The sequence below is a fragment of the Arthrobacter sp. AOP36-A1-22 genome (assembly GCF_052377615.1).
Classification (GTDB): Bacteria; Actinomycetota; Actinomycetes; order Actinomycetales; family Micrococcaceae; genus Arthrobacter_H.
The window spans coordinates 41394-67493 of the sequence record NZ_JBQSWX010000002.1 but is presented as its reverse complement, the minus strand read 5'-3'; the positions used below and the strand labels follow the sequence as shown (position 1 = coordinate 67493).

General features: G+C 67.2%; 27 protein-coding genes and 1 pseudogene. 14 read left to right on the top strand and 14 right to left on the bottom strand.

From position 1 onward, the window contains the following. The first annotated feature begins 48 nt into the window (after positions 1–48). The 3 genes and pseudogenes from ACT3S2_RS01615 to ACT3S2_RS01605 all read left to right on the top strand — a co-directional run bounded on the left by ACT3S2_RS01615 (position 49) and on the right by ACT3S2_RS01605 (position 1995). Positions 49–837 carry an MFS transporter gene (locus ACT3S2_RS01615; RefSeq protein WP_444554773.1) on the top strand — a complete coding sequence of 263 codons (789 nt, stop codon included), beginning with the start codon at positions 49–51 and terminating at the stop codon, positions 835–837. Between the two features lie 4 nt (positions 838–841). After that, positions 842–1534 (top strand): annotated as a pseudogene (locus ACT3S2_RS01610) (MFS transporter); the annotation flags it as partial. 161 nt (positions 1535–1695) lie between these two features. Then, entirely contained in the window at positions 1696–1995 is a 300-nt protein-coding gene (locus tag ACT3S2_RS01605) for a DUF4193 family protein (RefSeq protein ID WP_444554774.1), read from the top strand. Positions 1996–2056: 61 nt separating this feature from the next. Here the strand turns inward: ACT3S2_RS01605 and ACT3S2_RS01600 are convergent, their stop codons facing one another. Beyond that, a complete protein-coding gene (locus ACT3S2_RS01600; protein WP_444554775.1) occupies positions 2057–2224 on the bottom strand; it encodes a hypothetical protein in 168 nt (55 codons plus the stop codon). 83 nt (positions 2225–2307) lie between these two features. Beyond that, the gene (locus ACT3S2_RS01595; RefSeq protein WP_444554776.1) at positions 2308–3456 is read right to left on the bottom strand and encodes a lipid II:glycine glycyltransferase FemX; all 1149 of its coding nucleotides are present in this window, start codon (positions 3454–3456) and stop codon (positions 2308–2310) included. 165 nt (positions 3457–3621) lie between these two features. On the opposite strand from ACT3S2_RS01595, the gene ACT3S2_RS01590 reads away from it, so the two are divergent. The 8 genes from ACT3S2_RS01590 (at position 3622) to ACT3S2_RS01555 (ending at position 12314) form a co-directional block, all read left to right on the top strand. Beyond that, positions 3622–3963 carry a metal-sensitive transcriptional regulator gene (locus ACT3S2_RS01590; protein WP_444554777.1) on the top strand — a complete coding sequence of 114 codons (342 nt, stop codon included), beginning with the start codon at positions 3622–3624 and terminating at the stop codon, positions 3961–3963. A 19-nt stretch (positions 3964–3982) separates the two neighbouring features. Then, positions 3983–4204 (top strand): heavy-metal-associated domain-containing protein, encoded by a 222-nt coding sequence (locus ACT3S2_RS01585; RefSeq protein ID WP_444554778.1) that lies wholly within the window; start codon positions 3983–3985, stop codon positions 4202–4204. 24 nt (positions 4205–4228) lie between these two features. After that, entirely contained in the window at positions 4229–6490 is a 2262-nt protein-coding gene (locus ACT3S2_RS01580; RefSeq protein ID WP_444554779.1) for a heavy metal translocating P-type ATPase, read from the top strand. Between the two features lie 112 nt (positions 6491–6602). After that, the gene (locus ACT3S2_RS01575; RefSeq protein WP_444554780.1) at positions 6603–7109 is read left to right on the top strand and encodes a MarR family winged helix-turn-helix transcriptional regulator; all 507 of its coding nucleotides are present in this window, start codon (positions 6603–6605) and stop codon (positions 7107–7109) included. Further along, entirely contained in the window at positions 7106–8782 is a 1677-nt protein-coding gene (locus tag ACT3S2_RS01570) for an MDR family MFS transporter (RefSeq protein WP_444554781.1), read from the top strand. The genes ACT3S2_RS01575 and ACT3S2_RS01570 overlap by 4 nt, the downstream gene beginning before the upstream one ends. A 25-nt stretch (positions 8783–8807) precedes the next feature. Then, positions 8808–9746, top strand: a complete 939-nt coding sequence (locus tag ACT3S2_RS01565; protein WP_444554782.1) for an NADP-dependent oxidoreductase — start codon at positions 8808–8810, stop codon at positions 9744–9746. A gap of 171 nt (positions 9747–9917) precedes the next feature. Further along, positions 9918–11945 (top strand): choline BCCT transporter BetT, encoded by a 2028-nt coding sequence (gene betT, locus ACT3S2_RS01560; RefSeq protein ID WP_444554783.1) that lies wholly within the window; start codon positions 9918–9920, stop codon positions 11943–11945. A gap of 183 nt (positions 11946–12128) precedes the next feature. After that, positions 12129–12314 carry a hypothetical protein gene (locus ACT3S2_RS01555; protein WP_444554784.1) on the top strand — a complete coding sequence of 62 codons (186 nt, stop codon included), beginning with the start codon at positions 12129–12131 and terminating at the stop codon, positions 12312–12314. Between the two features lie 12 nt (positions 12315–12326). Here the strand turns inward: ACT3S2_RS01555 and ACT3S2_RS01550 are convergent, their stop codons facing one another. From ACT3S2_RS01550 to ACT3S2_RS01540, 3 genes are all read right to left on the bottom strand, one after another. Then, positions 12327–12545 (bottom strand): hypothetical protein, encoded by a 219-nt coding sequence (locus ACT3S2_RS01550; RefSeq protein ID WP_444554785.1) that lies wholly within the window; start codon positions 12543–12545, stop codon positions 12327–12329. 193 nt (positions 12546–12738) lie between these two features. Next, positions 12739–13575 (bottom strand): phosphosulfolactate synthase, encoded by an 837-nt coding sequence (locus tag ACT3S2_RS01545; protein WP_444554786.1) that lies wholly within the window; start codon positions 13573–13575, stop codon positions 12739–12741. Beyond that, the gene (locus ACT3S2_RS01540; protein WP_444561120.1) at positions 13572–14993 is read right to left on the bottom strand and encodes an MmgE/PrpD family protein; all 1422 of its coding nucleotides are present in this window, start codon (positions 14991–14993) and stop codon (positions 13572–13574) included. The genes ACT3S2_RS01545 and ACT3S2_RS01540 overlap by 4 nt, the downstream gene beginning before the upstream one ends. Positions 14994–15330: 337 nt before the next feature. Here ACT3S2_RS01540 and ilvA point away from each other — a divergent pair, with 337 nt between their 5' ends. After that, entirely contained in the window at positions 15331–16584 is a 1254-nt protein-coding gene (gene ilvA / locus ACT3S2_RS01535) for a threonine ammonia-lyase (RefSeq protein WP_444554788.1), read from the top strand. Between the two features lie 5 nt (positions 16585–16589). Here the strand turns inward: ilvA and ACT3S2_RS01530 are convergent, their stop codons facing one another. The 3 genes from ACT3S2_RS01530 to ACT3S2_RS01520 form a co-directional block, all read right to left on the bottom strand. Then, the gene (locus tag ACT3S2_RS01530) at positions 16590–17351 is read right to left on the bottom strand and encodes an IclR family transcriptional regulator (protein ID WP_444554789.1); all 762 of its coding nucleotides are present in this window, start codon (positions 17349–17351) and stop codon (positions 16590–16592) included. Positions 17352–17443: 92 nt separating this feature from the next. Further along, positions 17444–18664 carry a glycine cleavage T C-terminal barrel domain-containing protein gene (locus ACT3S2_RS01525; RefSeq protein WP_444554790.1) on the bottom strand — a complete coding sequence of 407 codons (1221 nt, stop codon included), beginning with the start codon at positions 18662–18664 and terminating at the stop codon, positions 17444–17446. Positions 18665–18852: 188 nt separating this feature from the next. Continuing rightward, positions 18853–19797 (bottom strand): EamA family transporter, encoded by a 945-nt coding sequence (locus ACT3S2_RS01520; protein WP_444554791.1) that lies wholly within the window; start codon positions 19795–19797, stop codon positions 18853–18855. A 131-nt stretch (positions 19798–19928) separates the two neighbouring features. Between ACT3S2_RS01520 and ACT3S2_RS01515 the strand changes: the two genes are divergently transcribed. Both ACT3S2_RS01515 and ACT3S2_RS01510 read left to right on the top strand, forming a co-directional pair. Further along, positions 19929–20477, top strand: a complete 549-nt coding sequence (locus tag ACT3S2_RS01515; RefSeq protein ID WP_444554792.1) for a CGNR zinc finger domain-containing protein — start codon at positions 19929–19931, stop codon at positions 20475–20477. Positions 20478–20529: 52 nt separating this feature from the next. After that, positions 20530–20862, top strand: coding sequence for a hypothetical protein (locus ACT3S2_RS01510; protein ID WP_444554793.1), 333 nt, complete (start codon positions 20530–20532; stop codon positions 20860–20862). 10 nt (positions 20863–20872) lie between these two features. On the opposite strand, the gene ACT3S2_RS01505 is transcribed toward ACT3S2_RS01510, so the two are convergent. From ACT3S2_RS01505 to ACT3S2_RS01480, 6 genes are all read right to left on the bottom strand, one after another. Further along, positions 20873–21178 (bottom strand): hypothetical protein, encoded by a 306-nt coding sequence (locus ACT3S2_RS01505; protein WP_444554794.1) that lies wholly within the window; start codon positions 21176–21178, stop codon positions 20873–20875. A gap of 37 nt (positions 21179–21215) precedes the next feature. Next, positions 21216–21782 carry a DUF308 domain-containing protein gene (locus ACT3S2_RS01500; protein ID WP_444554795.1) on the bottom strand — a complete coding sequence of 189 codons (567 nt, stop codon included), beginning with the start codon at positions 21780–21782 and terminating at the stop codon, positions 21216–21218. 81 nt (positions 21783–21863) lie between these two features. After that, on the bottom strand, positions 21864–23246 hold the full coding sequence (locus ACT3S2_RS01495) for an MATE family efflux transporter (RefSeq protein ID WP_444554796.1): 1383 nt from the start codon (positions 23244–23246) through the stop codon (positions 21864–21866). Next, positions 23239–24483 carry an MFS transporter gene (locus ACT3S2_RS01490; protein ID WP_444554797.1) on the bottom strand — a complete coding sequence of 415 codons (1245 nt, stop codon included), beginning with the start codon at positions 24481–24483 and terminating at the stop codon, positions 23239–23241. The genes ACT3S2_RS01495 and ACT3S2_RS01490 overlap by 8 nt, the downstream gene beginning before the upstream one ends. Further along, positions 24480–25259, bottom strand: coding sequence for a lysostaphin resistance A-like protein (locus tag ACT3S2_RS01485; protein ID WP_444554798.1), 780 nt, complete (start codon positions 25257–25259; stop codon positions 24480–24482). Before ACT3S2_RS01485 ends, ACT3S2_RS01490 begins: the two co-directional genes overlap by 4 nt. A gap of 46 nt (positions 25260–25305) precedes the next feature. Next, positions 25306–26097: a DeoR/GlpR family DNA-binding transcription regulator gene (locus tag ACT3S2_RS01480; protein WP_444554799.1), complete on the bottom strand. Its 792-nt coding sequence runs from the start codon at positions 26095–26097 to the stop codon at positions 25306–25308. Positions 26098–26100: the final 3 nt, after the last annotated feature.

Genomic DNA, 26100 nt, shown 5'->3' with positions numbered 1-26100 from the left:
TAACTTACACACCCAGGTGGGGTCGGGCCCACGCAACGAAAGAAGTACATGGAAGAATCAACGTCCACCGTCAACACCCCCCAGGAAGAATCCTCGGGCATGGCCCGGCATCCCCTGCTGGCGGTCGTCGTGCTCGGCTTCTCGAGCCTCTGTGCGGCCCTCACACAGTCGCTGGTCATCCCGATCCAGCCGGACCTGCCCGCCTTGCTGGACACCTCCGGGAGCAACGCCGCCTGGGTCGTCACCGCCACGCTCCTGGGCGGGGCCGTCGCCATGCCGGTGGCCGGCCGCCTGGCCGACATCAAGGGCAGGAAACCCGTTCTGGTGGTCTCCGCGCTCACCTTGCTGCTCGGCTCGCTCGTGGCCGCCGTTTCCAACGCCTTCATCCTCGTGGTCATCGGCCGGGTCCTGCAGGGACTGGCCATGGGATACATCCCGGTGGCCATCAGCTTCGCCCGCGAACTCTCGGCTCCCCGGATGAGGAATGCCGCGGTGGCCGGGATCAGCGCGACCCTGGGCGTCGGGGGCGCCCTCGGCCTGCCCCTAGCCGCGTGGATCTCGCAGGAATACAACTGGCACGCCCTCTTCTGGCTGACGGCCGGACTGGGCCTCGTGGTCACCGTGCTCTCCGCCACGGCGTTGCCCCACCGGGCCATCCAGCACCCCGCCACCTTCGACGCCATCGGCGCCCTGGGTCTGGCGGCAGGCATCGTCGGCATCCTGGTCGGCGTCTCGAAGGGCAACGACTGGGGCTGGCTCTCCATCGGAACCCTCGGCGCGATCGTCGGCGGCCTGCTGGTGCTGGCGTTGTGGGGGGGTCTACGAACTCCGGCATGACGAACCGCTGGTGGATCTACGCTCCACGGCCCGCCGCCCGGTCCTGCTCACGAACATCGCCGCGGTCCTGATGGGCTTCGGCATGATGGCCCAGTCCATCGTGATCCCGCAGCTGCTCGAGATGCCCTCCTCCACCGGCTTCGGCCTGGGCCAGAGCGTCCTGGAAGCGGGCCTCTGGATGGCACCGGGCGGACTGATGATGCTGCTGTTCTCACCGATCTCGGCCGGGTTGATGACGCGGTTCGGCGGGCGCACGACGCTGGCCCTGGGGGCCTTCGTCATGGCCGCCGGCTACGGCTTCGCGTTCCTGCTCACCGACGCCCCCTGGCAGCTCATGCTCGCCTCCTGCATCGCCTGCGCCGGCATCGGCATCGGTTACGCGGCGATGCCGATGCTCGTCATGGACAACCTGCCGGCCGCCGAGGCCGGATCCGGGGTGGGCGTCAATGCCCTGATGCGCTCCATCGGCACCACCAGCGCCGCCGCGGTGATGGCCATCGTCCTGACCAGCAATTCGGTCACGCTGTCCCCGGGGACCACCCCGGTCCCCACGCAGGACGCCTTCAGCCTGTGCTTCCTGATCGGCGCGCTGGCCGCCGTGGCCGCCGGTGCCGTCACCCTGACCATTCGTCGTCGCCCCCTGTTCGAGGCGACGCCCGAGGAGTCCGAAAAGGTCCCGGAACCGGCAGGCGTCTGATCCTGCCGCCGGCAGCCTGCACCGCAGGCCGCCGGCGGCAGGACCCGGGGGGACCACCCACGTCCCCGCCGAGACCCCTGCCCATGAAACCCGGCTTGTGTCGGCCACTTCCCGTCGCCTACCATGTCGCTTTCGATCCGTTGAATGCTCAGGAGAAACACATGGCTGTTGAATACGATGAGGTCCGTCCCGACGTTGCCGAACGTGACGAGGAAACCCTCAAGCAGGTCAAGCAGATTGACGCGCCCAACAAGAAGACCGCGGTCGAGGAGCTGGACGAGGAAGAGCCCCTTGATGGCGACGAACTGCCCGGAGCCATCATCGACGAGGAGCTCGTCGTCCAGGTGCGTCCACAGGCCCAGGACGAGTTCACCTGTGGTGAGTGCTTCCTGGTTCGCTACCGGTCTCAGCTGTCCCGCGAGAAGGACGGCATGATGATCTGCAAGGAATGCGACGGCTGATCACCGCCGGAAGGAATTCCACCGTCCGCGAACGGTGGAGCCGCTGCCCGGAGCGGGTAGCTCAGGCGGTGCAGGCCTCGTTGGAGCACCCCGCATCCCTGCGGATCCAGTGCGCCTCGGCCGATCCGGTGTCCTCCCAGACGACATGTCGATGCTGGCCGCAGGAATCACAGGCCGGAGCCACGTAGGCGGCCTTCTCCGCATCGGTGTATGCACGGTAATCGCCCATTGCTGCCTCCAGGTCTCGGTCGCTATGGCGCCACCATATGCCCGAACTCCGGCGGGCGGTACCCCCTCGGCAGCGGCGGAGGCTCAGCCCCGGTCGCGCAGGCGCATATAAAGATTGAACGCCGCGGCCACTGCCTTGTTCAGCGGGTAGTCCCACTCCCCCAGCGTCTGCACCACATCACAGCCCAGGGTGGTCTTGAACTGCGTCAGGCCGGCCAGGTGGTGTTCGTTGTCCAGCGTCGCAGAGACCCCGCCGAGGTCCAGGAACGTGCATCCTTCCGCCAGCGAATCGGTGATCATGCGGTGGATCAGCGCCTTGGGGGCATAGAGTTTGCGCTCCGCGCTCGAGGAGGCCCCATAGGTGTACCAGGCACCCTGTCCGGTGCGGACCCGGATGGCCGCAGCCAGGTCCCGCCCCTCGTGGACGGCGAAGTAGACCGTGAAGGTGCCTGGCGCGTGGGCGTTCAGGGCCTTCATCATGGTGGTGAAGTAGCTCGCCGGACGCCCGGTGAAACCATCACGTTCGGCTGTTTCCTGGGACAACGCGTGGAACCGTTCGATGTCGGCGATCCCCCCGACCTGGATCTCCAGCGGACCGGCGGCCGCCTTGCGGGCCTGCCGCCGGGAGTTCTGGTTCATCTGGGCCAGCACCCCGTCGAGGTCCAGCGCCTGGCCGTCGGCTGAGATCAACGGGATCCGTCCCGAGAACTCGGGCTGTCCGGCGGTGAAGTCCTCGCTGACCTCCTGCTTGGTCCAGCCCAGTCCGCGCAACTGCTCGGCGAGCGCGGCGGCCCGGTCATCGACCTGCAGAGGTTCGAGCTCGGTCACCAATGAATATCCGCCGGCTGCGAGGGCCTTCCGGACGGCGGCCGTCCCCCAGCTCCGGGTGATCACCGGCGGGCCCATGCGGACCAGGAACACCCGGCTGGCCTTGAAATGGGCCAGCATCGGCGTGGTGATATCCGTCGGATCCAGTACGGACCAATCGGCAACGGGCCCCTCGGGCAGGTAGGCCAAGGTGTACTTCAGGACCGGGACCGGGCGGTGCAGCACCTGCACCGACGCCCGCAGGGCGCCCTGTGGATCAAACCAGCCGAGGTACTCGGCGCGCCATTCGCTCTTGACCCCGGCCCAGGCCGGGAGCTGCATGAAGCTGGTCTCTGGAAATGAAGCAAGGTGCGCGAGGTGGTCGGCTGCGGGAATCTGGCGGACCGAAAGCTGGGTGGATGTCACGCAGGTCAGCATAGCAATGCCTGGCGGCTCGTTTGCGGTCCCACTCCGCACGACGCGGCACCGCGATCCTGGACACCCCGGCGTCCATGCACCGCCGTCACCCCGGGTCCCCATACCCCTATGGGGTACTTGACCAGATACCCTAGGGGGGTATAACTTGGCGTCATGGACACCACCTTGCCGACCGCTGGCCAGCCAGCAGACGAACATCGCGAGCACGGCTACACCGCCGATAAACAGGCCCTGCTCAAGCGGCTGGGCCGCGTCGAAGGGCAGGTCCGCGGGATCGCACGGATGGTGGACGAAGAAAAGTACTGCATCGATATCCTCACCCAGATCTCGGCGATCAACGCGGCACTGCACAAGGTCAGCCTCGGCCTGGTCGAGGAGCACATCGGCCATTGCGTCGTCGGGGCCGCCCAGGATTCGCTGGAGACCGGTGACCCGGAAATCGTCAACGACAAGGTCCGCGAGGCCTCGGCCGCTATCGGCCGCCTCCTCCGCTGACCCCCGAACAGGAGCATAAGTGAGCACCACCATCAGCATCACGGGCATGACCTGCACCCACTGCGTCGCCTCCGTCACCGAGGAACTCTCGGAGATCGAGGGCATCACCGGCGTCGAGGTCGATCTCGTCGCCGGAGGAGTCTCCACCGCACGCATCGAGTCCACCGGGCCGCTCGGTGAAGCGAGCCTCCAGGAGGCCGTCACCGAGGCCGGCTACGCCCTCGTCCCCACGAACACCTAAGTCGTCCCCGCCAGGAGCATCACCATGGAACAGCACGTCGACCGCACCACCGCTGAAGCCCGGGTCCTGGACCTGGACATCCAGGGGATGAGTTGCGCCTCGTGCGTCTCACGGATCGAGCGCAAGCTGGGCAAGATCGAGGGCGTGGAAGCCAGCGTGAACCTGCCGCTGGAATCAGCGCGGGTCACCGCCCCGGCCTCGGTCAGCGACGCGGACCTGCTCACAGCGGTCGAGGCCGCCGGCTACGGCGCCTCGGTCAGGCAGGATCCACACCACCACCCCGGGGCCGCTGCGCAGGACCACCCGGGCGACCCCGGCGAAGCCGACGACCACCTGAACCACGGCGGAAGCGCCGAGGACCTGCGCCCGCGACTGATCGGCGGGGCGATCTTCACCATTCCGCTGTTCCTGATCTCCATGGTCCCCGCCCTGCAGTTCCCCCATTGGGGCTGGGTGGCCCTGGCCTTGGCGACCCCGGTGACCTGGTGGTCGGCCTGGCCGTTCCACCGGGCCGCGGCGGTCAGCGCCCGGCACTTCTCCTCCACCATGGACACCCTGGTCTCCATCGGCGTGCTGGCCGCCTATCTCTTCTCCCTGTGGCAGCTGCTCCTGGACCCGGCCATGACCGCCGAGACCGGGATGGGCATGTCCGACCACCAGCTCTACTTCGAAACGGCCGGCGTCGTGGCCACCTTCCTACTGCTGGGCCGGTGGCTCGAGGCCCGCGCCAAGACCACCGCGGGCGATGCCCTGCAGTCGCTGCTGAGCCTGGGCGCCAAGGACGCCACCGTGCTGCGCGACGGTGCCGAAGTGCGCATCCCCGCCTCGGATCTGGTCCCCGGCGATGAGATCGTCGTGCGCCCCGGGGAGAAGATCGCCACCGACGGCTACATCCTCGAGGGGGAATCGGCCATCGACACCTCGCTGATCACCGGTGAATCCGCCCCCACCGACGTCGGCCCCGAGGACACCGTCACCGGCGCCACCATCAACACCTCGGGCCGGCTGCTGGTCCGGGCCACCCGGGTCGGCGCGGAGACGACGCTGGCCCAGATGGGCCGGATGGTCTCCGATGCCCAGACCGGCAAGGCGCCGATCGCCCGGCTGGCCGACCGGATCTCGGCGGTATTCGTCCCGATCGTGCTGGCCATCGCCGTGGTCACGTTCATCCTGTGGTTCACCCTGTCCGTGGACCTCCAGTCGGCCTTCACCGCGGCGGTATCCGTCCTGGTCATCGCCTGCCCCTGCGCCCTGGGTCTGGCCACCCCCATCGGCCTGCTCGTGGGTACCGGACGGGGTGCACAGCTGGGCATCCTCATCCGCGGGCCCCAGGTCCTGGAGGACACCCGCCGGGTCGATACCGTCCTGCTGGACAAGACGGGAACCGTCACCGAAGGCCGGCTGGCCTTGGCCGACGTGATCGCCACCGCCGACGTCGACCGGGAAACCATCCTCGCCTTCGCCGGGGCCGCCGAATCCGGGTCCGAGCATCCGATCGCCCAGGCCATCACCGCGGCCGGCCGCGCCACCGGCACCATCTCCGCCTTCACCTCCTCCCCCGGAGGCGGGGTCCGCGCCACCGTGGGTTCCTCCGTCGTGGTCGTGGGTTCACCCGCCTGGCTGGAGGACAACGGGACCGCGCCCGACGCCGCCTCGCTCACCGCCCTGTCCTCGGCCCGGAAACAAGGCACGACGGCGGTGCTGGTGGCCGTGGACAGCTCCGCCATCGGAGTGATCGGGCTGCGCGACACCGTCCGCGAATCCTCCCCGGCAGCGATCAAACGCCTGCGCTTCCTCGGCTTGCGACCCATGCTCCTGACCGGGGACAACCAGGAGGTGGCCGCCCAGGTGGCCACCTCGGTCGGCATCGACCCGGCCGACGTCTTCGCCGGGGTCCTGCCGGCGGGCAAGGTCGACAAGGTGGCCGAAATGCAGGCCACCGGCGCCGTGGTGGCGATGGTCGGCGACGGCGTCAACGACGCCCCGGCCCTGGCCCGGGCGGACCTGGGACTGGCCATGGGCTCGGGAACCGACGTGGCCATCGAAGCGGCGGACATCACCGTGATGGGCAACGACCTGGCCCAGATCCCGCAGGCGATCGAGCTCTCCCGCAGAACGCTGGGCATCATCAGGACGAACCTGTTCTGGGCGTTCCTCTACAACACGATCGGCATCCCGGTCGCCGCCCTGGGGCTGCTCAACCCCATGATCGCCGGCGGTGCCATGGCGGCCAGCTCGGTGCTGGTGGTCCTGAACAGCCTGCGTCTGCGCGGCTTCGGGAAGTAGCCGGGGCCCTCCCTTCCAGGGCTTTGTGCCAGCATTTTCCGACGCGGCAACTTGTTTGCTTACCCTAAACAAGTAAGTTATCGTGGTCCGGTAGCAACGCAAGGAGCCAATAGTGATCAATGACCAAGAAGCCGGCAAGATCCTCTCGGAAATGGTGCAGACCAGTCGGACTTTCCGCCTGGCCGGCCAACGCAATAAGGACCAGAGCTTCACGGGGACCAGGTTCGGATTCCTGCAGCATCTGCGCCACCGTGACGCCCGTTTGGGTGAGCTGGCGTCCCAGCTTTTCGTCTCGGCACCCGTGGCCTCGCGGGCCGTGGACTGTCTGGAAGCCGACGGACTGGTCGGGCGCCGCCCCGATCCCGAGGACGCCCGGGCCCAGCTCATCTCCATCACCGACCACGGGCGAACGAAGCTCACCGACAGTGAAACGCACGCCGTACGCCGGTTCGCCGCCTCCCTGACCGACTGGTCCACGGAGGACGCCGAACAGGCCATCAACCTCCTGCAACGCCTGAACCTGCACCTGGAAGAAATCACCAGGGACCCCGAACTTCATGGACCCCACGGGGCCGACAAGCTAACCACCTCCGACACCGGAAGCGAGTTGATGGGATGACGTCCTCCACCTCCACCACCGCAGCAATCAACACCGAAGAACCACGGGAGTATTCGCATCGCGAAATCCTCCAGGTGATGACCGGTCTGCTCGCCGCACTTTTCACCGCGATGATCTCCACCACCATCGTGTCCACAGCACTGCCCACCATCATGGCCGATTTGGACGGCACCCAGCGTCAGTACACCTGGGTCATCACCGCCAGCCTGCTGGCGATGACAATCGCCACCCCGATCTGGGGCAAACTCTCGGACCTCTTCAACAAAAAGACCCTGGCGCAGATCGCGATCATCATGTTCGTGGCAGGCTCCATCGCCGCCGGACTCTCCACGACCATCACCTTGATGATGACCGCTCGCGCGGTCCAGGGCGTGGCCATGGGCGGGCTCATGGCGCTGGTGCAGTCGATCATGGCCTCCATCATTGCCCCTCGTGAACGTGGACGCTACGCCGGCTACATGGGTGCCGTCATGGCCGTGGCCACGGTGTCCGGGCCGCTGATCGGTGGGGTCATCACCGATTCCCTGAACTGGCGCTGGACCTTCTTCGTCAGCGTCCCCTTGGCCGTCGTCGCGTTGATCCTGCTTCAACTCAAGCTCCATCTGCCGACCATCAAGCGTGCCAACCTCAGCATCGACTACCTCGGCGCCATCCTGGTCTCCGTATCGGCCGCCATTCCGATGCTCTGGGTGACCTTCGCCGGGAGCGAGTATGACTGGATCTCCTGGGAGTCCGGCGTCTTCTTGGCCGCCTTCCTCATCGCCGCCGTCTTGGCGGTGATCGTCGAGTTGCGGGCCCCCGAGCCGATAATCCCCATCCGGGTGCTGCGCAACCCCACTGCTGCGTGGATGATCGTCGCCAGCGTCGGTGCCGGTGTCGGCATGTTCGGTTCCGGCGTGTTCCTGACCCAGTACTTCCAGCTCGGTGACGGGCGCACGCCCACAGCTGCTGGCCTGATGACCATTCCGATGATCCTCGGCCAGACGCTCTCAGCCATGATCGGCGGACTCATCGTCACGCGGATCGGACGGTGGAAGCCGGTGATGATGATCGGCAGCGTCATCATGCTCATCGGCCTCGTCGGTTTGGGCACCATCAACCACGACACCTCCTACCTCTACGTCGCGATCTTCATGGCCCTCATGGGTCTGGGCATCGGCACTCTGGTCCAGAACGTCGTGCTGGCCGTGCAGAACACGGTCGACGTCACCGAGGTCGGTGCGGCCTCAGCGGCCATCGCCTTCTTCCGCTCCTTGGGCGGGGCCATCGGCGTCTCCATCCTTGGCGCCGTGTTGACGAGCCGCGTCAGCACCAACATCTCCGAAGGCCTCGAAAAGCTAGGCATTCCCGCCGGCGCCATGTCAGCAGGAGGCGGGGACACCGAACTGGATATCAGCGGGTTGCCCGCACCGGTTCAGGAAGTGTTCCACAATGCCTACGCCGATGCGTTCGGCCCGATCTTCATGATCGCCGCCATGATCGCCGCCGTCTCTGTCATCGCCATCGCCATCGTGCGCGGCGCCCCGTTGCGCACCACGGTGGCCATGAACCCCTCGCCCAAGACCCCGGTGCCCGACAGGAGTCAGGACGAGGACGGAACCCTGGAGGGCGACGGCGCGACCCAGCCGGGGACATCGCCCACAACACCACCATCCTCGGGTCACCAAGACTGAGAACGAGGAGAAACAGGAGTCGAACATGCAGGACATCAACACGATGAAGGCCTTCGTCCTTCCACATCGTGATGCCCAGACCGTGGAACCGGCCCGCGTGCCGGTTCCACGGATCGGCTCCGACGAACTGCTGGTGCGTGTGCACGCCATTGGCGTCGGGATCCACGATTCCTATTTCCTGCCCGGGGACGCCCAGTACCCCTACCCCATCGGGATCGAGGCGGCCGGCGTCGTCGAGGAAGTCGGCAACGACGTCACAAGCCATGCCGTCGGCGACCGCGTGTCCTTCGTCAGCGCCATGCAGCCGGGCGGAGGCACGTGGGCCCAGTGGACCGCAGTGAAGGCGGAATCAATGATCCTGCCGATACCCCAGGGCATGAGTTTCGTTGCGGCAGCGGCTGTTCCGGTGGCCGGGAACACTGCGTTGAAGGCGCTGCACACCGTGGCCGATGTCCCGTCAGGTGGGTCACTCTTTATCGCCGGCGGATCCGGGGCCATCGGCACGTTCGCCATCCAACTGGCCCGTCAGCGGGGCTTGCGGGTCGCCGCCTCGGCATCGGCTGCCAACCACGGCTACCTTCAGTCGATCGGGGTTGAAAAGGCCGTCGACTACCACGACTCCCGATGGCGCGAAGAGGTGCTGGCCTGGATGCCCGGAGGGGTTTCGGCCGTGATGGCAGTCCAACCCGGCACGACGGCGGACAGTCTGCCAGTGCTCAGGGACGGCGGGACCCTGGTCTCGATTTCCGGTGACCCGCTGGTATCCGAGCGCGGGGCCCACCTGACCGGGCTCCCCTACCAGCTCGACGTCCGGACGGAGCTCGGTGAACTCATGACCCGGATCGCCTCCGGACGGGTCCACCTCGAACTCGAGCGGGTGTACCCGTTCGACGAGGCCCTGGAGGCCCTGGCAAAGGTGCAGACCCGTCGGGCTCGAGGAAAGGTCGTCCTGGAGCTGGTCTAGCCTCCGGCGGCCCCGGCAGGCATGGGCGTGTTTTGGACCGCTCGTATGCCGTTTTGTGGATATGTGACAAAGCCCCGTGTTAACGTGTCCTAAGCGTCGGCCCGGGCTATCTCCGGGCCATGGGGCGCGTGATCCATCGAATAACCCGACTTGAGGAGCGCCAAAAACGCGATGAGCGATCTACATCCGGCACCTGCAGACCAGGCCGACAGCGAATCCGGTGGTGAGCCGCCCAAGGGTTCGGCGCCGGTCAGGTGGCCGGTTTTCATCGCCTCGCTCGTCGGGGTCCTTGCCGTCGCGATCTGGACCCTGTCCGCGCCGGATCAAGCCGAGGCAGTCATCGGTGAACTGGTCGCCTTCGTCTCCACCAGTTTCGGCTGGTTCTACATCCTGCTGGCCACCGTCATCCTGGTCTTCGTGATCTACCTGGGGATGTCCCGGTTCGGGCACATCAGACTGGGACCCGACGATTCCCGCCCCGAGTATTCGACGTTCGCCTGGGCCGCGATGCTCTTCGCCGCAGGCATCGGCACCGACGTGATGTTCTTCTCCGTCTCCGAGCCGGTCTCGCAGTACCTGAACCCGCCGGTCGGCCAGGGCGAAACCATTGATGCCGCGCGGGAAGGAACCTTCTGGACCCTGTTCCACTACGGAATCACCGGTTGGGGCATGTACGCGTTGATGGGCATGGCCCTGGGGTACTTCGCCTACCGGTTGAATCTGCCGCTCGCCGTCCGTTCGGCCCTCTTCCCGCTCTTCGGGCGACGCATCAACGGCGTGCTCGGTCACGCCGTGGACACCGCCACCGTCCTCGGGACGATCTTCGGCGTCGCGACCAGCCTGGGCATCGGCGTGGTGCTGCTCAATGCCGGACTCAACATCATCTTCGGCATCGCCATCGGAACGGCGGCGCAAGTCGGACTGGTGGTCCTGGCCGTGATCATGGCAGCCATCTCGGCGACCACAGGTGTCGACAAGGGCATTCGCTTCCTTTCCCAACTCAACGTGATCCTGGCCATCGCGCTGGCCGGCTGGGTCCTGGTCACCGGAAACACCCGTTTCCTGCTTGATGCGATCGTGATGAACGTCGGAGACTTCATCAGCATGTTCCCGGGCATGACGTTGCAGACCTTCGCCTTCAACGACGTCGACGAATGGATGTCGCTGTGGACGTTGTTCTTCTGGGCCTGGTGGGTCGCCTGGGCTTCCTTCGTCGGCATGTTCCTGGCCCGCATTTCGCGCGGTCGGACGATCCGCCAGTTCGTCCTCGGCACCATGGTCATTCCCTTCAGCTACATCGTGATGTGGGTATCGATCTTCGGAAACGCCGCCCTGTCCCGCGTTCGTGGCGGGGATACGGAGTTCGCCGACACGGCAGCATCGGGCAGCGGCCTGGGCTTCTTCAACCTCCTGCAGCAGTACCCGCTCTCCGGGGTGGTCATTGCCGTCGCAGTCCTGGTCGGCCTGCTGTTCTATGTCACCTCCGCCGACTCCGGCGCCCTGGTCATGGGCAACCTGTCGTCGCGCCTGCGGAGCGTCCAGGAGGATTGTGCCCCCTGGTTGCGCATCACCTGGGCCGGGACCACCGGCCTGTTGACGATGGGCATGCTTCTGGTCGGCGGGATCACCGCGCTGCAATACGCCACGATCATCATGGGCCTGCCGTTCTCGATCGTCTTGATCCTGGTGATGATCAGTCTGTGGAAGGCGTTGCGGGTGGAGGGCCGCAGGGCCGATACGACCACCGGCACCCGGGCCCATATCCTGGCGGCACGGTTCGAAGGCCGCGAAACCTGGAAGACGCGACTGTCCAGGGTCACCAACTTCGTGAGCCCCGATGATGCTCGACGAGATCTCCGGGACCTGGTGCTCCCTGCCTTGCAGGAGGTCTCCAAAGAGCTCAACGAGCGCGGCGTGCCCGCCCGGGTATCGGTGGAAGAGGGCGAGAGGCCGGCAGTACAGCTGACCACCAACGCCTCGTCGGACCCGTTTGTCTACCGGGTGCAATTCGAGCTCGTTCCGGTGCCGGCCTACGGCGGCCGGATGGTCGGGAGCAGGGACCAATACGCCCGGCTGGAGGTCCACCTGTCCGCCGGCGGGCAGGACTACGACGTGATGGGCTTCTCCAACACCCAGCTGATCCACGACTGCCTCGACCACTACGAGGAACATGTGGAATTCCTGAGGACCGCGGACTAGACACCACGGGGCAGGCGCCCTCGCAGCCGCTGCTCAGCGGAGTCCGTTCCCTGCCGAACGGGCTCCGCTGCCCTTTTTAATTGCTGCCCCGCGGAGCATGAACGCCCCGGCCAGGGCAATCGTCACGCAGTAGGAGACCGCCGGGGGCTCCTGCGGCCGCAGGGAAAGAGGGGAGTCAACGCGGTGGCGACCGCCCGGGTCGATGCCGACTCATCCGCATGGGTGCGGGTCCTCTACGACGGCCTGTCCCTCGAGGACGCAGGGGTGCAGCTCGACGGTCGGCTCGAGGACGCCCGGACACTGATCGACCAATTCACCACCGCTGGCACAGCGAAGGCCGGGTCGCGAACTCCTCGCGGCCCGGCCTGAGACATCACGGCTCTAGCGCCAGGCGTTGCCCGACTTCTCCTCGTAGCCCGCGAAGGCCTTCTCCAAACCGGCCAGGACTTCGGCGGATGTTTCGAAGAGGGCCTTGAAGCGCGGTTCGTCGACCTTGTCGACGTCCTCGCGTAGATGCTCGGCCAGCTCCGTCAGCCGGGAACGAACCTGCATGGTGTGCCGGCGCGGATCGCTTTCGGGCAGGGACTTCGGGTCGGTCATGGCGTACCTCCATTTCATGGCTCCGGTCGGGAGGCCGGGGCCGAACGAACCATCGTCATCGATGGCCTACCCCCATGATCCCACCGCTCCGGCTCCCCGGACAGGGAACGTCTCGGAGATCACCCGGGGCAAAAAAGCACCGCCGACGCATGGCCTGGCCATGCGCGCGACGGTGTTGATTTCCTTCCGGGGCCTAGGGGGCCGGGTTGATGACACGCCCCCAGGTGGACTTGTTGCCCCAGATGTTCTGCCGCAGGCCCTCCAGCTGGAGGATCTGCGAGTGGTCCACGAACAGGTTCACTTCGTTCCCGTAGTTCTTGATGTACCACTCGAAGACCGGTCCGTCGGCAGCCTCGAACATCACGTTTTCCAGCCCCACCGAGTTGATGATGGATGCGGCGGCACCGGTGTTCCATTCATCGACGTTCTCGGTGATGCCCTCGGATTCGATCATGATGATCTCGGCCCCGGCCTCCAGGCACCGGGTGGCACGGTCCGTCAGGTCGCCGATGTCCTTCATCGACTCCGCCGCCAGTTCCGCCTCCCCGGAGTCCCCTCCGGAACCGACCTGGATGCCCAGCTCCGGTTTGGCCTTCAAACCCGCCTGGGTGACCTTTTCGACCAGACGCAGCAGCCCGGTGGTGTTGAGCATGATGAAGCCGGTGGAGATTTCGATGGTGTCGAACCCCACGTCCTTGGCCTCCTTCAGATACTGGTCCACGGCGTCGTTCCCGTAGCGCAGCACGGTCTCGATCCACCCCCCGGAGGAGACGTAGGATCCGTGGTCGTGGGCGATGTCGCTGAATTTCCTGACCTGTTCGGGTGGCACCAGGGCGAAGGAGCCGCCCGCCCATTTGATGCCGTCCACCCAGGGGCCCGCCACGTCGAAGACGTCCTGCAGATGGCGGGTGCCGAAGGTGGAGTAGTAGGGGGCGCGGATCTCGGTCAGTCCCGTGGTGCGCGGCTTCGCCGGACGGTACGCCCGGGGAACGAAGTTGAATGAAACGTCTTGGGCAATCTGGTTGGTCATGCTGTCTCCTGAGAAAACTCGCGCCGATTCGGGCTCGAGGGTGTACTGGACCGCCGGGTGCCGACCTGGGCCAGCAAGACGGTCAGATCCGAGACCTGGTGTTCGTCGATGGTGTGCACCGTCTCGGCGATGCTGTCGCGCAGCTCGTGGCTGGCGAAGGGTGCGGCGAGGGCATCGAACTTCTCTCGTGCCCCCTCCCAATCCAATGGGTCGTCGTGGAAGCCCTGGTAGGAATCCCGGGCCGAATGCAAGCGGGTTCCATCGGCCAGGATGACTTCCAGGTCCGCCGGCATGTGCTGCGGGAAACGCCGGGAGAATTCCGGGTCCTCGCTGATCTCCACCCGGCCCATCAGATCCTGGACGTCCCGGGCGACGATGCGCTCGGGGGTGTACTGCCCGGGGGTAACCTCACCATCCAACAGGGCGACGGCGAGCATCCACGGCAGGGAATGGTCGGCTTCCTCCTTGGTGGTGATGTTGCGCTTATCGCCTTCCTCCCCACCCCCGATGATGTTCCAGGCGACATCGAAGGTCCGGAGACGGACCGAACCCACCTTGGCGGCGTCGAAGCCTTCCTGGCTGCGGATGTCCAGGGCGGCCTCCAGCGCGGACTGCGAATGGATTTCGGCATTGTGCTTCTTGATGATCGTGCGCAGCACGCTTTCCAGGTCCTCGACCGACCAGTCGATGCTGAAATCGCCGGCGATGGTTTCCTTGAAGCCCTTATTGCCTTCGAAGACCTGGGCCGGGCCGGTGATCCCGCGTGAAGCCAGCAGTGCCGACCAGGTCCCTTCCTTCGCGACGTGCGGGTAGGCCAGACCCTTCCAATGGCTGAGGTCCCCGGTCCGGGTCACCCGCAGGGCGTTGTTGGCGGTGCCGGCCATTGCGATGGCGTTGGCCGTCTGCTCCGCCGTAAGGCCCATCGCCTTGGCGGCGGATGCGGCGGCCGCGTAGGCCCCTTGGGTCGTGTGGTCGAAGCCCTTGTCCCGGACCGGGGCGACATCCGAGAGGCGGGTGTGGACCTGGTAGGCGACCGCCAGGGCGTCCAGGAAGGTCTTGCCGCTGGCCCCGGCCATTTCCGCCGCGGCGAGCGCCGCGCCCAGGTTGTCGGAAGGGTGGTTGGTCTCCTTGGGGGCCAGATACGAATCCATGAAGTCCAAATAGCGTGAAAGTGCCGAGTTGAAGAAGGCCACCCGTTCGGCAGTGGACTTCCCGCCTCCGATCATGGTGGCCTGCTCGGTGCCTCCCAGATCCTCCAACAGGCCCCGGATCGAGGAGATGGGTTCGGCGTCGAGGGCCCCGATCGCGACCCCGAGCGTATCCAGGACATGGATCTTCAGCTGCTCGCGCGCCGCGGCCGACATCCTGGCCGAGTCTGCTTGATGGACGAAGGCTGCTAGTTCCTGTACCTCAGTCATGTGCACTCCCCACTGTTGAAACGGAACCCTAATTATTTATTAGGTTTACCTTACTTAGTTTAGTCACGTCTTTATGCCCTATCAAGGGTGGGGGTGTGTGATGTTGAACGACCCACCGGGGACGCCGGCTGGCCGTCGGCGGGCCGGGGCTCTCGCGCACCCCAAATATTTGATTTATGGTGAAGGGGATTACTCCCGAACGAGGTGGGTGGATCCACGTCGGCCAGGGCGCGGGTGCCGAAGATCCGAGCATCCGACCTCCTGGTCCCCCGCTCCTGCGGACGAGTCGACCCCTGGCCTTCGGGAGTTCCGTTCTTCGAGGTGGAGGAGTTTCATCATGTGCGCATCGGGTCCGGTCAACGACGGCGTCTCGCCGATCGCCCTGTCCGACATCAAACAGGCCAGGGAACTGCTCAGCGGGGTGACAGCCTGCACGCCGATCGAAACCAGCTCCTCGGTCAGCGACCTCGCCGGGGTGCCGGTGTTCCTCAAATGCGAGAATCTGCAGCGGACCGGCTCCTTCAAACTGCGCGGGGCCTTCACCCGGCTCTCGGCGCTCGGCCAGGACGAACGCCGACGCGGGGTCATTGCCGCCAGCGCGGGCAACCATGCCCAGGGGGTGGCCCTGGCCGCCCGCGAGTTGGGGATTGATTGCCTGGTCTACATGCCCGTGGGGGCGGCCCTGCCCAAGGTGACGGCCACCCGCGCCTACGGTGCCGAGGTGCGCCTGGCCGGTGGCGACCTCGCCGAATCCATCGAGTTCGCCCAGGCGGAGGCCGCCACCAGTGGACGCGTCTTCATCCCCCCGTTCGACCACGTCGATATCGTGACCGGCCAGGCCACCCTGGGCCTCGAGGTGTTGGAGCAGGTCCCCGACGTCGGGACGATCATCGTCCCCACCGGGGGCGGGGGCCTGTTGGCCGGGGTCGCCACTGCCGTGCACCTCTCGGGATCCCGGGCCCGGGTCATCGGGGTGCAGGCCGAAGGGGCCGCCGCCTTCCCTGCGTCACTGCTTGAAGGAGCCCCGGTCCGCCTGGACAAGATGTCCACCATTGCCGACGGGATCGCGGTGCCTTCGCCCAGCGAACTCACCCTGGGCATCGTGCGCGATCATGTCGCCGAGATCCGTACGGTGACGGAGGAGCAGATCGGCGAGGCGATGCTGCTGCTGAGCGAGCGGGCCAAACTGGTCGTCGAGCCCTCGGGGGCGGCGGGCGTCGCCGCCGTGCTCGAAGGGGGCGGGGATCTGGAGGGGCCCGTCGTCGTCGTGCTCTCCGGCGGGAACGTCGACACGCTGGTGCTGAACCGGGTGCTGCAGCATGGCCTCGTGGCGGCGGGACGCTTCATGCAGATGATCGTCCGCGTCCCGGACCGGCCGGGGTCGCTGGTCGAACTGCTGACCGTGCTGGCGCGTACCGAATGCAATGTGGTGAACGTCGAACACGACCGCACCACCAGCGGGCTCGCGGCCACCGAGGTGCAGATCGGGGTGAAGGTCGAGACCAAGGGCCAGGACCATAAGGTGGAGATCGTTGCCGAACTCAAACGGCTCGGCTACGAGGTCTCCTACCCGGCCTTCGAAACCGCCTGAGGCCCCTAGACGGAGGCCCGGCGGCCGGCTTCCTGGACGAGGGCGATCGTCATCTCCAGCGCGTCCCCTCCCAACCGGTAGGAGGGGCCGGCGACACCGATCTGGGCTACCATGAGCCCGTCCGCCCCGAAGACCGGTGCCGCCACGGAGGTCAATCCCGCCTCGAACTCCTCCAGCGAGAGTGCATAGCCGCGCTGCGCCGTCGTTCTGATTTCCTCGGCCAGCACCGCACGGTCGGTGATCGTGGAGTCGGTAAAGCGTTTCAACGACCGGCGCAGCAGCCGCTCACGATCCGAGGCGGACTGGAAGCCCAGCGAGACCTTCCCCGGTGACGTGCAGTGCAGCGGGGTGCGGCGCCCCAGCCAGCTGCGCCCCACCACCGAGGACGCGGGAAGGATCTGGTCGATGGTCACCGATTCCCCCGCCTCCGTGACGTTCAACGTGACCGTTTCCAGGCATTCCGCGGCCAGCCAGATGCACGCCTGGTGCACCTGCGGGCTGAAGCTGGCGGTCGTCGGGACGGTTTGGGCCAGTCGGACCAGGCCGTGGCCCAGCTGGTACTCGGTGCTGTCGGAGCGCTGCTCGACCAGACCGTGCCCGGCCAGCGTGTTCAGGATCCTGAAGGCCGTGGACTTGTGCACCTCGAGTTCCTGGCCGACGGCGCTGACGGTGCTGGCCCCTTCGGTGGCAAGGAACTCCAGGATCAGGGCGGCCCGATCGACGGACTGGATGCTTCCCCTGGCGATGCGTTCACTCGGTGCCGTCATGGCGCTCACGCTACCAGCAGGGCTTGCCGCGATGGTGCCGGCGGCTTCTGCTGGTCCACGGCTCCTCCTGACGGTTCCGGGTCGGTGGCCCATCAGGCCTTCGGCGTCTCCTTGGTCGGGTCGATGAAGGGTTTGCGCACCACGGTCCCTTGCCGGGCGCCTTCGGGGGTGTGCACCACCATGGTGGTCCCCTCGGCGCTCAGGCCGATCGGGACCATGGCCAGTCCGATGTTCGCCTCCAGCCGCGGGGAGAAGCAGGCGCTGGTGACCCGGCCGAGTTCGTCGCCCCCGGCCTCGGACACCGGGAAGTGTTCGATCATGGAACCGTCGTTGTAGCTGCCCATGGGTGGACCGTCGATCCGCAGGCCGACCATCAGCCGCTTGGCGCCCGCCGCACGAATCCCGCGCAGGGCCTCCTTGCCCACGAAATCCGCCTGCTGGTCCAGGTTGATCATCCAGTTGTAGTCGTAGCCGACCTCCAACGGGTTGGTGTCCAGGGTGATGTCGCATCCATAGGCGAGCATGCCGGCCTCGATGCGGCGGATGTGGCAGGGGCCGATGACGCGTAGGTCGTGGGCCTGTCCGGCATCCCCGACCAGATCCCAGAGCTTGCCGCCGTCGCGGCTGGCGTTCTCCAGATAGATCTCATATCCGGTTTCCCCGGTGTAGCCGGTGCGGGAGACCACGACCGAGAGGTCTCCGAGCATCCTACGGGTCAGATAGTAGTATCCGAGGTCCAGGATGTCCTCGCCGAAGAGGTCGGCCATCAGGGCCTTGGCCTTGGGGCCCTGGATCTGGATCGGGGCCACGTCGACTTCCTTCACCGACACGTTCCATCCGCCGGCATGGGCCAGACCCATCGCCCAGAGGTGGACGTCGCTATCGGCCAGCGAGAGCCAGAACCTGTCCTCCTCGACCCGGAGCAGTATCGGATCGTTGATGATCCCGCCGTCGGCCGCGGTGATGAAGACGTATTTGCACTGCCCGACGGCGCATTGATGCAGATCGCGCGGGATCAGGTAGTTCGTGAAGGCGAACGCGTCGGGACCACTGATTTCCAGCTGTCGTTCGACCCCGACGTCCCAGAGCGTGACATCGGTCAGCAGCGACCAGTATTCGGAGACCGGATCCCCGTAGTGGCGGGGGTGGTACGTGTGGTTGTAGACGCTGTAGGCGGCCACCCCGTGTTCACGGGATTTCCAGAAGTACGGCGACTTGCGCAGCCGGGTATACAGGGTCACCGCGGGATGCGGATTGACGAGGGACCCCGTGGTGGATGAATGGAAGGCACCGGTATCAATGGTCTCGGACATGATCACTCCCTGATCTGGCCCCCCGGCGCCGACCTGCTGTCGATTGTTGCGCATGGTGCGCGACACTGCGCCATGTGCAACCAGTGTGAACCCGGATCGGGGCTGGGTCAAGGGTCCTTGGCCGCACCGGGCCGCGGCTCCGCCCGGCCGCGGGGAACAGTTTCCGGCGTGGGCCACAAAGGGCCCAGTCAGGGGGTTTTGAGCTCGTCGGCGCGTACCAGCAGGACCCCGGCCACAATGGCGGCGCCTCCCAGCAGTTGGACCGGTGCCGGCAGCTGCCCCAACAGCAGCCAGGCCCACAGCACGGCGAAGAGGACCTCGGTCAGCGAGATGAACGAGGCGACCTTCGAGCCCAGCGCCCGGGCGGCCATGATCCCCGAGACATAGGCCAGTACCGTGGACAGCAGGACCAGCCCGGCCAGTGCGACCCACCAGCTGGTTTCGAAACCGGCGAACCCGACCCGGCCGAAGGTCGCCGTGAACGGCAGCAGACCGCTCACCCCGAAGACCAGCATCAGCAGGGCCCCCACCAGCAGCCCCCCGGTGGCCAGCACCAGCGGCGGCAGCGACTCATTGGCCTTGGCCGTAACGAAGAAGTACACCGCCAGCCCGACCGCGGCGCCGAGCCCCCAGAGCACCCCGATGAAGTCGATCGTCTGCGCTCCGGCCAGATCCAGCACCAGCATCAGCCCACCCAGGGACAGCAGCGTCCCGATGATGGTCAGCGGTTTGGGCATGCGCCGGCTGTTGGCCCAGAGGACCAGGACGATGAGCACCGGCGCCATGAACTCCAGCAGCAGGGCCACCCCCACGCTCAGGCGGCCGACGGCCTGGAAGAAGGCGAATTGGCAGACGCCGACCCCGAAGACCCCGAAGAGCAGGATGGGCTTCCAGTTCGCGGGCACCGAACGCCACCGCCCGCGCAGGGTCAGCACGGCCGGGACCAGCAGGACCAGGAAGGCACCGAACATCCGGGCGGCCACGGCCGCCCCGCTGCTCCACCCCGCCTCGAGCAGCGAGCTGGCAAAGGAGCCGGAGATCCCGAAGACCGCCGAGGAGAACAGCGCGATCCACACCCCCGGGACCCCCGGGCGGGACACGGCGCCGGACCGGGTCCTGACCTGCTCGGTCATGCTGCTCCTCGGGGGTCGTTGCGGATGGGTTCGAAGCCCGGCCTCCGGGCTTCAGCGGCATCAGGAGTAAAACTCCGTATACTAGTGACATACTATACGCCGCCGGGTTCATGCGAGGTAAAAGGAGTCATATGAAGTTTGCCCCTGACACGGAAACGTCGTTGCAGACGGTCGTGAACCTCCTCAATACGGCGCTGCCCGAGATCGATGGGCTGCGCACCGGCGCCGACCTGGACGAGTTCGTGGCCCGGGAGGAATACACTGGTGCCAGGGCCCACGACGAGGCCGAGCTACGCAGCGTCAGGCATTTGCGCGGGACCCTGCGCGCCCTGTGGATCGCCGAGGAGGACGAGGCGGTGGTCATCGTGAACAACATCCTGCGCAATGCCCGCGCCTTGCCGCAGCTGGTCAAGCACGACCACTGGGACTACCATCTGCATGCCACCAGTCCGGCGGCGCCCCTGGCCGAACGGATGGCCGTCGAGGCGGCCATGGCCATCGTGGATGTGTTGCGCTCGGGGGAGAAGCAGCGTCTGCGCATCTGTGCCGGGACGGGCTGCGAGGCAGCGGTCCTGGACCTCTCGCGGAACCGGTCGAAGCGGTACTGCCAGACGGGGAACTGCGCCAATCGCGAGCATGTGCGCGCCTACCGGCAGCGCCGGGCGGCCCTGCGGCCCTAGACTGGTGGCAAGCGGCCTCGTCGCAGGCACCGGCGTCGGAAAGGAAGAGATTGTGAACACCTCTGAACAACCCCAGGAACACCATGCCTCGGAGAACTACGAGGTGGATCTCGAGCATGCCTCGGACGGCACGTTCAAGGCGGCCGGACGGTGGTTCGTCGGGCTGGCGGATGCGGTCCTGGGCGGCGACGGCTCCGATGTCATGGGGGCCACCGCCGTAGTGCGCCGCCTCGACAACGATGCCGAGATCCTGCGGGTGACCGGGAACAACATCGACGAGGCCGAAGGTCTGGCGGCGTTGCTGCGCAAGGACCTGGCGGAGATGACGCGCGAACAGTTCCTGGAGGAATGGAACGGCAAGGACGGCGTGGAGACCACCGACTGAGCCCGGGAGGCTACTCCTGGCCGGGCTGCTTCTGCGTCGGTCGATCCGAGGCCCGGTTCACTCCCGAGCCTTCGCTGAGTTCACTCGGGTTCTCCTTGCTGGCCATGGCCAGCACGGAGATGACCACCAGGCTGGCGACGAATGCCACACCGAAGGCGATCAGTCCGATGTCCACGCGCAGGGGGTTGTCCCCACCGCCGGTGGCCGAGATGGACGCGACCGCTGCGGCGATGATGCCTGCAACCAGCGCGAAGATCAACGGCGATTTGATGCTCTGCTGCCATGTGGTCTTCGGCCGAGACGGGTTGGAACCCACGGGGATGCCTCCTGAAAGAATTTGGAACGACTCCAGTCTACCGCTCCGTGGCTCCCTCGCGTGCATCGTGCCGGTAGCCGAATGCAGCGATGAGCAGGAAGACCGCGACGATGATGGAACCGCCCCCGGCGATCCCGAGGACCCCATGCTGGTCCAGGCCCGGCCAGGCCAGCAGCAGCACGCCGGTGACCAGCGAAACGGCACCGGTGAGCAGGAATTCCCGCACGGGGACCAGGTCCCCCCGATGGCGGAAGTAGGTGGTCAGTTCCAGCAGGCCGGCCACCGCCAGGCCGAGTCCCCCGGCGATCACGGCGGCGGTGGTGCTGGCGAACACGAGCAGGAAGACCGCGCTGAACGCCCCGGCGATCGCGGCGCCTCCGAGCAGCCCGCGGACCGCGAAGGGCACGATGCGGGCCACCGCGAAGTCCCATACGGATTTCGCGCTGAGCACCAGGAAGGCGGCAAAGAGGTAGGCCACCACCGCTTCGCTGGGATCCTGCCAGAAGACCGACAGAGCTCCGAAGGCCGTGGCCACCACGGCGCGGAACATGACTGGTTTCCAGACGGCGGAGGCTTCTTCAGGGGGGGTGGGGATGGCAGGCACCCTACGATCCTAATGGGAATCGGCGCTGGCCTGCTCCACCTCCCCGGGGGCTTCCCGGCTTCTGGTCGGGACGGCGCGGGATCAGGCCGGTGCGCCCAGGGCCATCCAGCGGTCATTGCGGATCCGCCACAGCAGGGTCGCGCCCCGCAGGGCCATGTACCCGAGGCCGAAGGCACACCACAACCACAGGATCGGCAGATCCGGCAGCAGGGGCAGCCAGGCGGCACCGGCCAGCAGGGGAAGGTAGAGCACCAGGGCGATGACCCCGGCCAGGGCCAGATAGCGGGCGTCGCCGGCACCGATGAGGACCCCGTCGAGCACGAAGACCAGTCCCGCCAACGGCTGCGAGGCCGCCAAAACCCACAACCCGATGGCCGCCGCCCGCTGCACGTCGGGATCGGAGGTGAAGACGGCACCCAACACCGGGGCCACCAACGCCAGGACCACCCCGGTGCCCACCCCGAAGATCAGGCCCCACCGGGTCATCAGCCGGGTCAGTGCCGAGGCGGTGGCCCGGTCCCCCGCCCCGAGTTCCTTGCCGATGAGCGCCTGGGCGGCGATGGCCAGGGCGTCCAACGCGAAGGCCATCAACGTGAAGATGGTGAACACCAGTTGATGGGCCGCCAACGTCAACGCCCCGTCGGAGGTGGCGACCCAGACCGTGGCCAGGATGCCGGCCCGCAGGCTCAGCGTGCGCAGCATCAGCCAGCTGCCGACCTTGCCGGTACCCACGACCCCGCCGGGATGCGGGCGCAACGGAACCCCTTCGGCCCGCAGCCGCGGGACCAGCATCGCCAGATACACCACTGCCATCCCCCATTGGGCGATGGAGGTGCCGATGGCCGAACCGGCCACCGATAGCCCGGCCCCGTAGACCAGGGAGAAGTTCAGCACGATGTTCACCCCGAACCCGGCCCCGGCGACGATCAGCGGGGTCCTGGTGTCCTGCAGCCCGCGCAGGACCCCGGTGGCGGCCAGCACCAGCAGCATGGCCGGCAACCCGGGCATGGACCAGCGCAGGTAGTCCAGCGCGAAGCCCAACACCTGGCCCTCGGCGCCCAGGGCGCCCAGCAGTGCGGGCCCGGCGAACCAGCCCGCCACGGCCAGCACGAGCCCCAGGACCACGGCCAGCCAGATCCCGTCCCGGCCCGCGGCCAGGGCGAGGTCCAGACGCCTGGCCCCGAGCCAGCGGGCGACGGCGGGGGTGGTGGAGTAGGCCAGAAAGACCATGAGTCCGACGGCGGTCTGCAACACCGTGGTTCCCAGTCCGGCGCCCGCGAGTTCATTGATCCCCAGATGCCCGACGATGGCGGTGTCGGCCATCAGGAACAGGGGCTCGGCGATCAGGGCGCCCAGGGCAGGAACGGCCAGGGCCAGGATCGTGCGACCGAGCCGGGCCGGGATGCGGGCCGGGCCCTCGGCGGTGGTGCCGGTATCCGGCGTCGTGTCTCGGTCTTCAGTCATGGACCGTCGCTCCCGTCATGGGTCGGCGGGCCCCGGAGGCCCGAAGGAAGATGGCTGCCACCCCGACGGCGACCCCCTGCAGCAGGAGCACGAACAGGACCGCGCCGGCCCAGCCATGGGGGGCGAAAGCCAGTCCCACGGCCCAGCCGAACAGGGAGGAGCCGGTGTAGTAGGCGAGGTTGTAGAGGCTGGCGGATTGGGCCCGGCCCGTGCGTCCGATCAGCGGGACCCAGCCACTGGCGATGGCATGGGCCGAGAAGAAGCCTGCCGTGAAGATCACCAGGCCCACCAGCACGACGGCGATATGCGGCACCAGGGTCACCAGCAGGCCGACCGCCATCACGGCGATGGACCCCAGCAGGGAGGGCAGCCGGCCGAATTTCCCGACCAGGCGCCCGGCCTGCCGGGAGGACCAGGTCCCCGAGAGGTAGGCGAGGAACACCAGTGAGGTCAGCGAGGCGGGGATCAGGAAGGGCGCGGCCTCGAGCCGGAAGCCCAGGAAGTTGTAGACGGCCACGAAGCCGCCCATCAGCAGCAGCCCCTGCGCGTAGAGGGCGAGCAGCCGGACGTTGGCCAGGTTCGTCCATAGTTTCCGCCCCAGTCCGGGGGTGCCCGGGGAGCGGCGCGGGACGGGGGCGAATCCCTGGGGTTTCGGGGCCAACGCGATGAAGACCGCCGCGGCCACGGCAGCCAGCAGGGACACGGCCAGGGTCCCGACCCGCCAGGAGACCAGTTCACTCAGCGGCCCGGCGACCAGCCGTCCCGAGAGCCCGCCCAGCGTGGTGCCCGAGATGTAGGTGCCGGCGGCGATGGCCGAATGCAGCGGATGGATTTCCTCGCTGAGGTAGGCCAGGGCGACGGCGGGGATCCCTCCCAGCGCCACGCCTTCCAGGAAGCGCAGTCCCAGCAGGGCCTGGAAGCCCGGGGAGGCCGGGACCAGCAGGCCCAGGATGACCGCGGCCACCACGGCGCCTTGCATCGCCTTGAGCCGTCCGACCCGGTCCGCGACGGCGGACCAGCCGATGACCGAGACCGCCAGGCCCAGGGTGGCGGCCGAGACCCCCAGTGCCGCCCGGGCTTCGGAGATCCCTTCGGAGCGGGCCAGGGCCGGGAGCACCCCCTGGACCGAATACAGCTGGGAGAACGTGGCGACCCCCGCGGCGAAGAGCGCCAGGATCATGCGTCGATAGCCGGCCGAGCCGCGCTGGTGCCCCGGGAACTGGCCGGTTTCGCTCATGCCCCGGGCACCAGGGGAAGCAGGTAGTAGGCCACCGTCAGGGCGATCAGGTTGTTCAGCAGGTGGATGAGGTAGGAGTAGGCCAGCGAACGGCCGGTCAGCACGTAGGCGACGCTGATCACCGCCCCCAGGCTCAGATAGGGCACCGCTGCCATCGGCTCGAAGGAGCCCGTGCCCAGGAAATGCATGCCGGCGAACAGGATGATCGAGATGGCCACGCATACCCAGACGTTGAGTTTGCGGCTCAGCTTGCCGATCAGCAGGTGCCGGAAGATGTATTCCTCCACGAACGGCCCCATGACCACCGCCATCACCAGCATGGTCGGGAAGGGGACCGTGGTGGTCATCCCCTCGATGGCCAGCTGGTTCTCGCTCTTCACTCCCCCGCCCAGGGACATGATGATGATGGTGGTGACCACCAGGTTCGCCACCCAGGCCCCGGGGATCATGAACACCTTGGCCCAGGGGTTGGATCCGAAGGTGCCGAAGGAGTGTTTCAGCGTGGGGAAGGCCATGATCATGGCCCCGCTGAACAGCACGGCGTAGACGATGAAGTTCATGGCCGCGGAGGCCGTCTCCGCGGTGCTGAAGGTGTCCGTGAAGCCCGGGATGAGCCTCAGCAGCGAGGCGGCCCCGGCGACGAAGAGCACCACGTAGGCCAGGACCATGACCGCATCCCCCACCCGGAAGGCCCCCGGGAGGAACCGTGCGTTCCTGCCGGGCCGCGGCACACGGGGGGAGGGTCCCGGCGCGGCCGGCTGCGTGGTGGGATGCATGGTTCCACCCTAGCGACTGTTGCCGACAGCGACCGTCTCGACCGGCTCAGGTTTCGGGGGCGATGAGGACCTTGTATCCGCTCTCTTCCAACTGCTGCCGCTGCTGCGCGGTGATCCCCGGGTCGGTGATGACGTGGCGCAGATCATCCCCGTCCACCGAGGCGAAGGAGCGCACCCCGATCTTGGAGGAGTCGACCACCAGATAGCTGCGCAGGGCCCGGACGCCCATGAGTTCGTTCACGGCGGCCTCCCCTTCGTCGGCCACGGTGGCCCCGGCCTGCGCATGCAGGCCGCCGACCCCGATGAAGGCCAGATCCAGGGTGACCCGGCCCAGCGTCTGTTCGGCGAAGGGTCCCACGAGTTCGTAGGAGCGCGGGTTGAGCACCCCGCCGGTGACCATGACCTTCACATGGTTGCGCACCGCCAGCGTCGAGGCGATGTTCACCGCATTCGTCACCACGGTCAGGGTCGGCCGGGCCGGCTCCTGCTGCAGGTCGGCCCTCAGCCCCAGGGCGGTGGCGATCGCCGAACTGGTCGTGCCCCCGGAGAGCCCGATGCTCATATCTGCTTCGACCAGCGAGGCCGCGTAGGCCCCGATCCAGCGTTTGCGGGTGGCCGCCGGGTCCCTGTTGTATTTTCCGGGCAGATCGTAGGCCAGGGCATTGGTCGTGGCCCCGCCATGGGTGCGGGTCAGCAACCGCTGGGAATCCAGCGAATCCAGGTCCCGGCGGGCCGTGGCCGGGGAGACCCCGAGCTTGTCCACGATCTCGTCGACCTCCACCTGTCCGTCCTGGGACAGCAGGGCGAGGATGGAGCTGAGCCGCTCGTTGCGTGTCATCCC

What these genes read in the sequence shown, in the direction of transcription:
- ACT3S2_RS01525 (WP_444554790.1), bottom strand. Translation starts at nt 18,664, where the DNA reads ATGTCCGAGACCATTGATACCGGTGCCTTCCATTCATCCACCACGGGG.
- ACT3S2_RS01495 (WP_444554796.1), bottom strand. Translation starts at nt 23,246, where the DNA reads ATGACTGAAGACCGAGACACGACGCCGGATACCGGCACCACCGCCGAG.
- ACT3S2_RS01580 (WP_444554779.1), top strand. Translation starts at nt 4,229, where the DNA reads ATGGAACAGCACGTCGACCGCACCACCGCTGAAGCCCGGGTCCTGGAC.
- ACT3S2_RS01520 (WP_444554791.1), bottom strand. Translation starts at nt 19,797, where the DNA reads ATGACCGAGCAGGTCAGGACCCGGTCCGGCGCCGTGTCCCGCCCGGGG.
- ilvA (WP_444554788.1), top strand. Translation starts at nt 15,331, where the DNA reads ATGTGCGCATCGGGTCCGGTCAACGACGGCGTCTCGCCGATCGCCCTG.
- ACT3S2_RS01590 (WP_444554777.1), top strand. Translation starts at nt 3,622, where the DNA reads ATGGACACCACCTTGCCGACCGCTGGCCAGCCAGCAGACGAACATCGC.
- ACT3S2_RS01490 (WP_444554797.1), bottom strand. Translation starts at nt 24,483, where the DNA reads ATGAGCGAAACCGGCCAGTTCCCGGGGCACCAGCGCGGCTCGGCCGGC.
- ACT3S2_RS01540 (WP_444561120.1), bottom strand. Translation starts at nt 14,993, where the DNA reads ATGACTGAGGTACAGGAACTAGCAGCCTTCGTCCATCAAGCAGACTCG.
- ACT3S2_RS01480 (WP_444554799.1), bottom strand. Translation starts at nt 26,097, where the DNA reads ATGACACGCAACGAGCGGCTCAGCTCCATCCTCGCCCTGCTGTCCCAG.
- ACT3S2_RS01515 (WP_444554792.1), top strand. Translation starts at nt 19,929, where the DNA reads ATGAAGTTTGCCCCTGACACGGAAACGTCGTTGCAGACGGTCGTGAAC.
- ACT3S2_RS01545 (WP_444554786.1), bottom strand. Translation starts at nt 13,575, where the DNA reads ATGACCAACCAGATTGCCCAAGACGTTTCATTCAACTTCGTTCCCCGG.
- ACT3S2_RS01485 (WP_444554798.1), bottom strand. Translation starts at nt 25,259, where the DNA reads ATGCATCCCACCACGCAGCCGGCCGCGCCGGGACCCTCCCCCCGTGTG.
- ACT3S2_RS01615 (WP_444554773.1), top strand. Translation starts at nt 49, where the DNA reads ATGGAAGAATCAACGTCCACCGTCAACACCCCCCAGGAAGAATCCTCG.
- ACT3S2_RS01565 (WP_444554782.1), top strand. Translation starts at nt 8,808, where the DNA reads ATGCAGGACATCAACACGATGAAGGCCTTCGTCCTTCCACATCGTGAT.
- betT (WP_444554783.1), top strand. Translation starts at nt 9,918, where the DNA reads ATGAGCGATCTACATCCGGCACCTGCAGACCAGGCCGACAGCGAATCC.
- ACT3S2_RS01530 (WP_444554789.1), bottom strand. Translation starts at nt 17,351, where the DNA reads ATGACGGCACCGAGTGAACGCATCGCCAGGGGAAGCATCCAGTCCGTC.
- ACT3S2_RS01570 (WP_444554781.1), top strand. Translation starts at nt 7,106, where the DNA reads ATGACGTCCTCCACCTCCACCACCGCAGCAATCAACACCGAAGAACCA.
- ACT3S2_RS01605 (WP_444554774.1), top strand. Translation starts at nt 1,696, where the DNA reads ATGGCTGTTGAATACGATGAGGTCCGTCCCGACGTTGCCGAACGTGAC.
- ACT3S2_RS01600 (WP_444554775.1), bottom strand. Translation starts at nt 2,224, where the DNA reads ATGGGCGATTACCGTGCATACACCGATGCGGAGAAGGCCGCCTACGTG.
- ACT3S2_RS01550 (WP_444554785.1), bottom strand. Translation starts at nt 12,545, where the DNA reads ATGACCGACCCGAAGTCCCTGCCCGAAAGCGATCCGCGCCGGCACACC.